Origin of the sequence: Halobacillus hunanensis (assembly GCF_900166655.1) — a bacterium.
GTDB lineage: Bacteria > Bacillota > Bacilli > Bacillales > Halobacillaceae > Halobacillus_A > Halobacillus_A hunanensis.
Genome location: NZ_FVZB01000006.1, coordinates 100218 through 111815 on the forward strand (window position 1 = coordinate 100218; position 11598 = coordinate 111815).

10 protein-coding genes are annotated in these 11598 nt (G+C 40.8%); 1 reads left to right on the forward strand and 9 read right to left on the reverse strand.

Annotated elements, in window-relative coordinates; all coding sequences use genetic code 11:
- Window positions 1-51 precede the first annotated feature (51 nt).
- Window positions 52-186 (forward strand): hypothetical protein, encoded by a 135-nt coding sequence (locus B5354_RS20870; protein ID WP_275897922.1) that lies wholly within the window; start codon window positions 52-54, stop codon window positions 184-186.
- Window positions 187-206: 20 nt separating this feature from the next.
- On the opposite strand, the gene hpaB is transcribed toward B5354_RS20870, so the two are convergent.
- From hpaB to B5354_RS06285, 9 genes are all read right to left on the reverse strand, one after another.
- Window positions 207-1649, reverse strand: a complete 1443-nt coding sequence (gene hpaB / locus B5354_RS06250) for a 4-hydroxyphenylacetate 3-monooxygenase, oxygenase component (RefSeq protein ID WP_079527020.1) — start codon at window positions 1647-1649, stop codon at window positions 207-209.
- Window positions 1650-1786: 137 nt separating this feature from the next.
- Window positions 1787-3082 carry an isocitrate lyase gene (gene aceA / locus B5354_RS06255; RefSeq protein ID WP_079527022.1) on the reverse strand — a complete coding sequence of 432 codons (1296 nt, stop codon included), beginning with the start codon at window positions 3080-3082 and terminating at the stop codon, window positions 1787-1789.
- Window positions 3083-3246: 164 nt separating this feature from the next.
- Complete coding sequence (locus B5354_RS20875) at window positions 3247-3372, reverse strand: hypothetical protein (RefSeq protein ID WP_281252739.1); 126 nt, start codon at window positions 3370-3372, stop codon at window positions 3247-3249.
- 220 nt (window positions 3373-3592) lie between these two features.
- Window positions 3593-4525: an aldo/keto reductase gene (locus B5354_RS06260; protein WP_079527024.1), complete on the reverse strand. Its 933-nt coding sequence runs from the start codon at window positions 4523-4525 to the stop codon at window positions 3593-3595.
- 62 nt (window positions 4526-4587) lie between these two features.
- Complete coding sequence (locus B5354_RS06265) at window positions 4588-6390, reverse strand: IucA/IucC family protein (protein WP_079527026.1); 1803 nt, start codon at window positions 6388-6390, stop codon at window positions 4588-4590.
- Window positions 6369-7724, reverse strand: a complete 1356-nt coding sequence (locus B5354_RS06270; protein ID WP_079527028.1) for a lysine N(6)-hydroxylase/L-ornithine N(5)-oxygenase family protein — start codon at window positions 7722-7724, stop codon at window positions 6369-6371. Before B5354_RS06270 ends, B5354_RS06265 begins: the two co-directional genes overlap by 22 nt.
- Window positions 7711-8250 (reverse strand): GNAT family N-acetyltransferase, encoded by a 540-nt coding sequence (locus B5354_RS06275; protein ID WP_079529098.1) that lies wholly within the window; start codon window positions 8248-8250, stop codon window positions 7711-7713. Before B5354_RS06275 ends, B5354_RS06270 begins: the two co-directional genes overlap by 14 nt.
- Window positions 8251-8266: 16 nt before the next feature.
- On the reverse strand, window positions 8267-10066 hold the full coding sequence (locus tag B5354_RS06280; RefSeq protein WP_079527030.1) for an IucA/IucC family protein: 1800 nt from the start codon (window positions 10064-10066) through the stop codon (window positions 8267-8269).
- Window positions 10063-11598, reverse strand: a complete 1536-nt coding sequence (locus B5354_RS06285; protein ID WP_245804730.1) for a pyridoxal phosphate-dependent decarboxylase family protein — start codon at window positions 11596-11598, stop codon at window positions 10063-10065. The genes B5354_RS06280 and B5354_RS06285 overlap by 4 nt, the downstream gene beginning before the upstream one ends.

The following is an 11598-nucleotide window of genomic DNA, read 5'->3' on the forward strand; positions in this document are numbered from 1 at the left end:
ATGGATAAAGCATTAAGTAAGAGTTTATACTAAACTATGGAGGTGCAAGGCATGAGCAAAAAAAGCAATTCCGAGAAAAGAAAAGTTCCACCAACTGTTAACAAACAAGGTCTAACAGAAGATGTTGCTGACCAGCAGCCAGATTCTCAGTTAGAACAACGTACAAAAAGAAGAAATACCAAATAAGAAAAAGCTGACTGCCTTAGTCAGCTTTTTCCTTTTTCCAGCATCTCTTTCACGAAGGCAGTGTAACTATCTTTCGGATAGGATTGATAAATAATCTGGGATAATCTGATTGGATCGCCAAAAAAGAACTTCTCATATAACGATTGCCTAGAGCCGAACGAACTCATACAAAGGTCAAAGGCTAGCGTAAAAATTTCGACCCGATCGCGTCCCTTCACTTCAAATCCTTGCAAATAATGATCTAACTCCCTGCCTATGTTGGATTGAAATTGAGCTTCATCCATAAGCGTAACCATCCCGCTGGCACCGAGCAATTGAATAATTTCCGTAAATCTTGGATAGGTTTCCTGGAATTGATTTACTGCTACATAAAGTGGAGTTTTGTCTGGAATCATTACTCGCTCTGCATTAAGACTGGCGTTTATCTCCGAAGCTATAAGCAGCGCCTTTGAGGATTCAAGCCCCTTTACGATTTCTGCCACTTTGCTTTGCACATGCTGATACTCACTAATATTAATCGTGTCGACGATCATCTGGGCAAGACCGAGAATAAATTCCATTTTGATTACTTGGCGGGAGACAATCTGATGAAGAGTAAACGGAACAAAATTTCCTTTAATATAAAAGTCATTTGCAACCTTCACATCATCGTAAAAGAAGACCCGTTCCCACGGCACTATTACATCATCAAATATAACGACAGTGTCCATTTCCTCAAACCTTGAACTAAGGGGGGCATTAAAGCGTGAAGCATCTTTTACAAATGAAGGTCTGCAGGCGAACTTTAACCCAGCTGTGTCACTCGGAATCGAGAAAGCAAACGCATGGGACTTATCTTGCACTCCTGGCGCAGAGAATACGATGATTTCATCCGTTATCCCGCCCTGGGTCGCCAGCAATTTTGCCCCTCTCACAACAAGTCCTTCATCAATTCGCTTTATGACTCTTGCATTCGTTTGATCTTCTTCTAATAAAGATAATTGCGAGCGGTTATTCTGGGGATTTACAAAAGTATGAGTAAAAGATAAATCATGGGAGCGAGCATATTCATAAAACTGTTCTAAATGTTCCGGAAAACAGTTAGGTTTATTTTTTAATAAATGGACAGAGCTCGCAAAGGCGGCTAACACTGTATTCATATAATCTGGACTTCTACCCATCAATCCAGCTGAATGACGCGCCCACACTTGCACCATTTTTCGACGACGCTCAAGATCTGCTTTAGAAGCTGGGATTAAATAGGATACCCCCATTCGCTCTTTATTCTTTTGAGGAGTATATGTCATGACTTCTTTTAATTTCTCTATGTGCTGTAAATCATATAATTCAGCTTGACTTTGGACGACTCCCTGAAATGCAGGATGTTCAGAAATCCTGCCCTTCACCTTATCTCCCTCTATCCAAACCGCTGTATCTAATTGATCAATCCCTTCCTTATATTGTTTCCCTGTGCGCACCATCATGTTCTCACTCCTGTCATTTGATTCCAATAATTCTAGTGCATAGTTTATGATGGAAATGACAGAGTGTGTCTGGGTAAATCGTTAAATGACCCGCATCTTACAAGTACAAATGCCCGCTTTTTACAGCGGGCATTTGTTCAGGTTTGTGTTACCCCTTCATTTTGAAATTGTTCGGTTTCCGTAGACCCTTTTAGTGCAGTAGTAGACGAAGTACCTCCAGTGATCACTTGAGCTACCTCATCAAAGTAGCCAGTTCCTACCTCCCGCTGGTGGCGTGTTGCAGAATAGCCGTAACTCTCACTGGCAAATTCAGCTTGCTGCAACTCAGAATAAGCCTCCATACCTCGATCTTTGTACTGGCGGGCAAGCTCGAACATTCCATGGTTGAGGGCATGGAACCCAGCTAAAGTAACGAATTGGAATTTATATCCCATGTCAGCCAGTTTTTCTTGGAAGTGAGCGATGGTCTCATCATTCAGCTTTTTCTTCCAATTAAAGGATGGGGAACAATTATAAGCTAACAATTTTCCAGGATACTTTGCGTGAATCGCCTCTGCAAACTTTCGTGCTTCCTCTAAATTAGGCTCGGCTGTTTCGCACCATATTAAATCTGCATAAGGGGCATAAGATAACCCGCGAGCGATCGCCTGATCAATCCCTGCTTTCGTTTTGAAAAATCCTTCAGCAGTACGTTCACCTGTAATAAACTCATTATCAACGGGATCTACATCACTAGTAATCAAGTCAGCAGCATTGGCGTCTGTTCGAGCAATAATGATGGTAGGTACACCCATTGTATCTGCCGCAAATCGAGCGGAAATTAAATTCCGCACCGCTGTTTGCGTCGGCAATAAAACCTTTCCGCCTAGGTGACCGCACTTTTTCTCTGAGGAAAGCTGATCTTCAAAATGAACGGCAGCCGCTCCCGCTTCGATCATCCCCTTCATCAGTTCAAATACATTCAATTGCCCCCCGAATCCTGCTTCCGCGTCTGCCACAATCGGAGCAAACCAATCGATCTCATTATTTCCTTCCATATGATGAATCTGGTCTGCCCGCTGCAGGGCCTGATTAATCCGTCTGACTACTTGCGGAACACTGTTTGCCGGATACAGGCTTTGGTCTGGGTACATCTGTCCGGACAAGTTGGCATCTGCCGCCACTTGCCAACCGCTTAAGTAGATGGCTTTTAACCCTGCTTTGACTTGCTGCATCGCTTGATTTCCAGTTAGAGCTCCAAGAGCGTGAACATAGTCTTCTTCCTGTAGTAAATTCCAAAGTTTTTTCGATCCTTTTTCCGCTAATGTATATTGGATGTCGATCGATCCTCTGAGCCGAAGCACATCCTCTACACTGTAAGGTCTTGTAATCCCTATCCATCTATCTGATTGCTCCCATTGCTCCCTTAAAGTTTCTGCTCGCTCATTTCTCATTGCGCTTCCTCCTCGTAATTTCTGCTCATGTAAATTTTCCAGGCAAAGTCTTCTTTCCAATGACTGTTATCAACAGCAATTCCTCCCTTACACTTACCCACCTTTCTGTTATATATTAATATAACAATTATCCATAATGTTATATAACAACATATCCAAAAAAATTACTCCTCTTTCTTGGATAGGCAGTGATTACACTCCATCATATACGTATAATTGCTGCCCTCCACTTTTGAACCACACTGCGGACAAGTAACTCCTGAATTTCTTCTTGTTTCATTCATTTTCATTTTAACTTCTCCCTTCTGTATAACAGTTCAATAAATTTGTTTTCTGTTATAATACAGTCTACGATGGTCCCCTCAATTTTGCAACCCCTATTTTAAAATTTTTCAAAAAAATCACTAAAAAATATCTGAAACCTTCTTATAACATGCTTTACTTATAGAAGAATTTTTTACTTCACCACATAAAAAAGACCCGCCCCATCGGGCAGGCCTCTTACGCTCGTTATGAAAAAATCTTGTCGATTTGAGTGATTTCGTGGTCTGTCAACTGCACATCCAATGTCTTTAAGTTGTCGATGACCTGGTTTTCTCTTTTTGCCCCAGGAATTATGGCATCGATGGAATCACGTGTTAAATACCAGGCCAGTACAATATGAGCGACTTCTTCACCTTTTGACTCGGCAATTTCACGTACTTGCTCTACCTTTTCCAGATTACGGCGGAAACCTTCACCCTGAAACAGTGGATTTTCAGCCCTAATGTCATCAAATGTAGTGTTTTGATCATATTTACCTGCAAGCAGCCCTGAAGCTAATGGGAAATAAGGAACGAACGTAATGTTATTTGCTGCAGTATATGGAAGTAATTCTCGTTCAGCTTCTCGTTTAAACAAGTTATACTCTGATTGGATCACATCAACGTAACCGTCTTTATTCGCTTCTTGCAGTTGATCCAGTGTGAAATTTGAAACTCCGATCGAGCGAATTTTCCCGGCATCTTTTAGATCTTTCAATGCACCGACAGCTTCGTCTTTAGGAGTATCTTCATCGGGAAAATGGATATAGAATAAATCTATATAATCGGTTTGCAGCCGTTTCAGACTTGAGTCCACTGCTACTCTTAAAAATTCGGGAGTGTTATTAAATACAACATCTTCCCCTTTAAATTGATGTGCGCCTTTGGTAGCGAGGACAACATCATCCCGCTTTCCGTGTTCTTTCACGACTTGTCCAGTTAGCTCTTCCGAACGTTCAGGACCATAAATAAATGCTGTATCTAAAAAGTTGATTCCGTGCTCAATAGCTGTTCGAACGACATTCTTCCCAGCTTCTTCATCTAAATCCGGGTACAGATTGTGCCCTCCCACTGCATTGGTTCCAAGTCCAATTGGGTTCACTTTTATATCTGATTTTCCTAATCTAGTAAGGCGCGCCATTCTATCAATCCTTTCTTAATACATAGTTTCACACCATACTTTCTACCACTTTTTTACACTGTTCAAACTTCTAATGAATAGTGAGCCAGAGCGTTGGTCACTTTACCATATTCTGAAGCGTGCGGTCGATCCTCACCGTCTTCGTACCCATAATCCACCATACGGTTGCGGTTTAAACAAAGTTTGGTAAGTTCAGGTTTGAAGAAATCAAACAACCGAAACCGGGATTCTAAATGAGGGAACTTCTTTTGGTAACCATGTATGGTGTGAGCTAGTTTCTCCCAAAACTCCGTTTCAGCTACTAACTGATGATTATCCAATATGGCTGCCAAATAACGCAGGTGACAAATAAATAGTCCAGTAAAAATGAACTGCGTTAATCCTTCCGGCGGTTCACTTCGTAACACTTGCTTCAAATCATCAGTCAATCCACGTAACTCCTCAAAAGGCTGATCGCTAATATTGACATCATCTACAAAGTCTTTAACAGCGAGACGATGAGGTTTATAATCTTTCAAAACTAGAATTGTATTTTGACCGTGCGGTGAAAAAACTGTTCCATATTGATATAGAAAATGAAGCAGTGGGTCCATAACAACTTGAAACAGATCTTCTATCCATTTGTCCGGGGTGAGACCAGAGTGCTCGATCAAACTCTGTATATAAGGTTTCCCCTCAGCATCTTCATGTAACAGAGCAGCTAATGTGATGGCTTGTTCACCTTCTTCAAGATACGAATAAATACTTTCTCTGAAAATGACCCCTAGCATTTCGTGAAATTGATAAGGAGCTTGTTTGAGCTGATCATAATATCGATGATCAACGTTTAAGCTTGCCACTTCACCTGGAAGAACTACCCGGCACTCCTCTTTTAAAAAAGAATCCTGCTCGTAAATCCCTTTAATAAATTCTGTGATTTTGGGTGCAATTAACGTTCGTTCAGAAGGAAGTCCTCTATATACGAGTGTATTTAAAATGCTCATCGGCAGCTTAACATGATGTTTCTTTTCATTTGATTGATTAACAAATGTGCGAATCGATTGCTGTGGTAAATAGTCATCCTTTCCCTTGCCTAGAGGAATTATATAACCGAAAGCAAGGTCTTCTGCGAACTGTTGTATAATACTGTTCTTCCACTGCCACTCATGGACGGGCATCAAGTAATAATGATCCGGGTCAACATTGGATGTTTCCAGCTTGCTCCGAAATATCTCTATTTCCTCGGTCGTTAGTTCGTGATCAATTAAAGTTTGATAGTTATCACCCTGTACAGTTTGAAAGCTTGCCCTATTGTGATGAACACCGATCCAAAGTAAGTTAACTTGCTGCTGTTGTTCCGGGGCATAAGCCAGGTAGTCATCGTAGCCAAACCCGATTCGCCCTTTGTTATAAGTGATCCACGGATGGCCCGTCATTTTCCCCTCAAGCCAGGCATAATCTTTATGAATTAACTCATCAGAACTTAAAGAACTGTCCTTTGAAATATGGGCATCAGCCAGCAAGGTATGATTCAGTTCCTTAATCAAATGGCCAGCCGTTTCAGGTGACATTCCGATTAACGGTTGAATATCGAGAAGAAATTCAATGGCACTTTCTGCTTCTTTTCTGTTACCATCTTCCTCAATCTCAATAGAATCTGCTTTTACATCAAAACTGTCAAAATACCGTTTTCGGGCAAGAAATTGATAGATTTTATAATCGCTTACAACCAATTTATAGGCAGTGAGCTCACTTTCAGCCACAACCTCAGGTTGAAGCATATCTTCGTACATATATTCTGCCAGCATTTTTGAGATCAACTGTTTATTGACAAGATTCCAGCGGTTTTTATCTAATACTTCGTTTATTTGCTCGGCATATAACATACGGACCCTTCTTTCTCTGAATGATTTAAAGTTCCAAAAGTTTGGAATACATATTGCTTCTGTAAAGGAAATACTTCTCTTCCAGCGATCCGATTAATAATGACTGAGTTTCTATAAGCTCCCAGCCCAAGGTCAGGGGCCCCTACACCATGTGAGTGCATTTCCGCATTCTGGACAAATACCTTGTTACCTTGATTAACAATGTTATAATCTTCTTCTACCTTGTACCTGCCCTGCTCATCCCAGCGAATTAGATGGGAAAGAGGTGCTAGAAACTTCGGTACTTCTGTTTTATACCCTGTTCCAAGGATAATAACATCACTTTCATTTTCAAATCTTTCACCATTAACTAGCTGTCGGCCGTACAGATTCCAATTTGTTTGTGCCTCTTCAATAGACGTGATTTCAGACATCGCTTGTAAATGTACGTTCAACGTTTGAGCGCCTCCAACCGTTCCTTCGTATAAACAATCATATATATCCGAGATTGTTTCCATACTAATTCCTTTGTACAGCAGATCTTGTTCCTGTAATAAGACATCTTTCTTATGCTGAGGTAATTGATAAAAGAATTTTGTATAATCAGGAGAAAAATACTCTAATCCAAGTTTCGAATATTCCATCGGGAAAAAGCCCTTTGAGCGTGTATACCAATGGATTTCCGCATCTTCTCCTCTAGTTTTTAGCAAATCGAGAAATACTTCTGCCGCACTTTGGCCAGATCCAACTACTGTAATCGACTCTGCATCTGAGACGGCTTTCTTTTGGTCTAAGTATTCTGACGTATGGAAAATAGTTTCCCCTGCATGATCCTTCAGGTTTGACGGAATAAACGGTACTGAGCCGATCCCAACTACTAAATTTCTCGTCAAAATTCGAGTCTTTGTTTTTTGGGCAAGATCCTCAACCTGTACCTCATACACTTTTTCTCCGTTCTCCAGCTGAAGTTCATGCACAACCTGCACGTCCATATTAAAACGGCAATTCTCAAGCTGATCAGACACCCACTTGCAATAGTGGTTGTATTCTTTTCGTGAAATATGAAATTTCTCTAAAAAATAGAAGTGATACAATCGTCCATGCTGCTGTAAATAGTTCAAGAAGCTATAATCACTCTGCACATTTGCTAAACTTACTAAATCAGCGAAAAAAGGAACTTGAAGTGTCGTGCCTTCAATCATCATTCCAGGATGCCAATCAAACTCCGGCTTTTTGTCAAGAAACATACCATCTATGTCATTGACCTCATCTAGTAATGCGGCTAGACCTAAGTTAAACGGACCAAGCCCTATCCCTATCACGTCGTAAATACGTTCTTGTTCATGAATAGACACTTGACCACCTCTTTTCAAAAACTTCCCTTTCACAGAACATGAGCATTGCCTTTTTATCAGGTAACTGGATAGGTTCTACTTTTCTAAATCCACACTTTTCAAATACATGAATCATTTTCTCATTTCTGCAATCAGGTTCAGCAACCACTTTTTGTGTGGCTTGATAGTCGAATTGGAACTCTAGCATTGCTCTCAGCAAATGCTGTGATAGTCCTTTGCCAAGATAACTGGTTTCCCCGATCAACAAATGAATGCCTTGATCGAAAGGTTCTGTTTTATAGCTATCTTCCACGATATCCCCTTTGACCCAATAGCATTCCCAGTAGCTTATAGGCACGCCATCCAATAATCCTATATATAACTTCTGGTGCGGATCGGAAACGGCTTTTTCCATGTGCTTAAACAAACCTTCTTCAGAGATATTTAACTGCCAGAACGGAATAACATGCTCCTTGTGCATCCATTCCATAATCATCGGGAAATCCTTCCCAAGCTCAAAGGGTCTAAACGATATAGTGTGGCTGATCGTCTCCTCATAAACCTCATATTCCATGTACAGTTTCCTCCTTCCTATAAAGAGGATTCTCCACGAGCGTATAGACAGATTGATTTGCTAATGAACCTATGAGCTCATCCATATCGTAAAATCGTGTTAATAGATTAGCTTTACAAGGCAATTGGGCATCATATAAAAGCGAGTTTAGCAGCCCGGAAGATTCTGAGTTCTCGTCTTCATGCTGCTTTAATCGTTCGTGTAAAAGTTCCATCAACGATTCCTCTGAGATTAACCCTTTCATTCCAAAACTATTAATTAATCCAAACAAGTGATTGAGGAAGAAGTAATACCTGAACCGTTCAACCGCAATGTCATCAGCACAAATCGTATCACTTTTCTTGTTCAAGTCTGGCAGAATCTTTCTTAAATATTCGGCTTTAGATTTGCTGTAATAGTATCCTTGGTTATCACGATAATAAAAATGAACAGGGTATCCATCTTGTAACTTAACGATCGAATTTTGCTGATGGGCTTCCAACACGATGCCATATTTCCTGTATAACCAAAGGAGAGGTTCCAGGGTTAAGGACAGATATCGTTCAAACCAATCAAGGCTCACCTCATCTACTTTCCTGTTTTCGCTCGCAGCGATCTTTTCGATGAGTACTTGCAGTCTTGATTGTTCACTGTAAGCATGATCCTGACATAGACCCGCCGTTAACGTAACCTGACGACTGCCTTCGTAAAAGGGATTGCTCCGTAAAACTACATCATAACTAGAGTCAGAATTAGGCAATTGCAGTTTAAGGTAAGCTGGGTCCTGAATAATCTCAAATCCCGGAAATTTTTCATACAAACGGCTTCCCACTTCCGTTTCCAGCAGCCTGGAAATCTCAACACCTCTGTCCAACTCTTTTTGTTGGTTAACACGCAAGGAATTTGTAATTTTTATCGGAATGGAAAACTTGTACATATATTCGGAGTCTTTTCTATAAACCGTACGGAATGATGACGTCGCTGAAAAAGGTGAACCTAAAGGACCTATATAGTCGAGCAGGCCTTTCTTAAGTAACACTCTAATTTCCTGATCTTCAAGCATTGCCTGAGCTTGCAGGGGATGTACAGGAAATAGGACAAAGTCACTCTGTTCATTCAGGATTTGCTCGATCATCTCCAGTGATATCTCAGGATCGTTTTGAAGCTGGTTAATAATCTGTTCCCCTGCTGAATCATGCAAGGAACTGTCCTGAATAATATAGTCTTTCCTCGCTTTAAAGTAGTGAAGCTGAAATTCGCCTTTCATTTCAGGTGAGTAAAGTTGGTCTTCCTTATCCGATATTCCTTGTTTACTTTTAGGCGTAGGGTGCAGCAAGTGTCCTAACAACAAGGATTGTTCCGCTTCGATAAAATCAAAATCATCTTGAACTAACCGCGCCGAATCTTCTTTGCGGCTTTCAATATATTTGCTCAGATTTTGACAGCTCAAGATGACTCGAAGCATCAGTTCATCCTGTGTGTTCCCCTGATCGTGATGCAGAGATAGCTCCTTCGTAAGTAAAGAGACTAATGAAATATAATCAAGAGTGATAACCATACCATCTTCTACAGCCTGTAAATAAAAAGGGTAAGCAAATTGATGGCGTCCGGTAAGTGACCAATAACGAACAGGAAAGATAAGTTTCATGTTTTGATGGGGTAATTCACATACGATGACTTGCTCTTCCTCTGTCTTCACTTGTGGAAATTCGCTGCTGCTCATTAGTTGGTAGTGCCCGGTTTCACGCAGATAACAATTTACGAAGCTTTGCATGGTAACCTGCTCGGCAATTTGTTTAATGTCAGTCATTGAGTTACCCTCCTTGATTTGATCTCATTAAATCCCAACAGCTCTATGTTCTTCAAAATAGCTTTGATATCTGTGATCTCCGTTCTGGGATTTAATAACGTAAACTTTAAATAGATATCCTCTCCAACCTTAGTTTTTGCAATAGCTGCCATTCCTTTTTCAAATAACTGCTGTTGGATAGACCGATTGAGCTCATTTAGTTCCTTCCCAGCGGCCCCCTTTGGTTGAAAGCGAAAAATAACCGTATTTAGTTCTGGAGTTGTAGTGAACACATTAAAGTGATCTAACTTCTCTATAAGTTGTGCTGATTGATTAGCAACAACGAAAGTATGGTCAATCATGTCACAAAAACGGTCTGTTCCCACTGTTCTAAGCGAAACAAAAAGCTTGAAAGCATCGAATCTTCTTGTCGTTACAACGGACTTGTTGACCAGATTGACGATTCCTTCTTCTTCATCTGCTTCAGGGTTTAAGTAGTCCGCATGATAATTCGTATGTTTAAATGAACGACCATCATTAACGAGAAAAGCCCCACAACTGATAGGCTGATAAAACAACTTATGAAAATCTACAGTAATGGAATCAGCAAATTGAATACCGTTTAACTTTTGAGCATGTGTCCGGCTTAGAATTAATGCGCCGCCAAAAGCAGCATCTGCATGGAACCATAATCCATTTGCGTCAGCGATCTCTGCCAGTTTGTCCAGTGGGTCAATACTGCCGAAATCCGTTGTACCGCAAGTTCCTACTAAAGCAAAAGGCAAAGCACCTTCCTTCCGCAATGTCTCCAGCTTTTCCTGTAAATCATAAATACTAAGTCTATGCTTATGATCTGTCTTTACGGTTACGACAGAATCAGCACCCAATCCAAGTTGTGATGCTGACTTCTGGACCGTAAAGTGGGCATCTTCAGAACATAGAATTTTCATCTTTTTAAACGCTGCAGGTAATCCTTCCTGTTGTACTCGACAGCCCCAATGCTTCTCACAAAAGGAATCTCTAGCTAAAAGCAGCCCCATATAATTGGATTGACTGCCACCACTTGAAAAGATGCCATCAGATGTTTCAGAAAGCCCGAAACGCTTTGTTAACCACGCAATCATCTCTCGTTCCACATAAGTAGCTGCAGTACTTTGATCCCATGAATCCATGGATTGATTGAGTGAACTGATGATCATCTCTGCCGCGATTCCTGATAATAAAGGAGGACAATGCAAATGAGCCACACTTTTTTCGTGAGATATATGGAGATTGTTTTTTAAAAAAGGGGCATCAATGGTCTTTAATAAATCGCTAATCGTCTCTCCCTGCCTCGTTGACATGGTGATCTTGCTGATTGCTTGTTGAACGTTATCAGGTTTCCCGCCCATATAAGGCTGGTCAAACCCTGAAAAAACATCAGTCAGTTTTGCTGATACATGCTGTACCACCTCTTCATAGGCTTTTAATCCTTTAGCTCCTCGATGGAAAAACAAGTCATCAAACGTTTTATAGCTTGTGATATCACTTCTCAATTCTTGTAAGGTATGCAC

Bases quoted from the DNA above. Each gene is read 5' to 3' on its own strand.
- B5354_RS20870 (WP_275897922.1), top strand. From the start codon at position 52: ATGAGCAAAAAAAGCAATTCCGAGAAAAGAAAAGTTCCACCAACTGTT.
- hpaB (WP_079527020.1), bottom strand. From the start codon at position 1,649: ATGATGGTGCGCACAGGGAAACAATATAAGGAAGGGATTGATCAATTA.
- aceA (WP_079527022.1), bottom strand. From the start codon at position 3,082: ATGAGAAATGAGCGAGCAGAAACTTTAAGGGAGCAATGGGAGCAATCA.
- B5354_RS20875 (WP_281252739.1), bottom strand. From the start codon at position 3,372: ATGAAAATGAATGAAACAAGAAGAAATTCAGGAGTTACTTGTCCGCAG.
- B5354_RS06260 (WP_079527024.1), bottom strand. From the start codon at position 4,525: ATGGCGCGCCTTACTAGATTAGGAAAATCAGATATAAAAGTGAACCCA.
- B5354_RS06265 (WP_079527026.1), bottom strand. From the start codon at position 6,390: ATGTTATATGCCGAGCAAATAAACGAAGTATTAGATAAAAACCGCTGG.
- B5354_RS06280 (WP_079527030.1), bottom strand. From the start codon at position 10,066: ATGACTGACATTAAACAAATTGCCGAGCAGGTTACCATGCAAAGCTTC.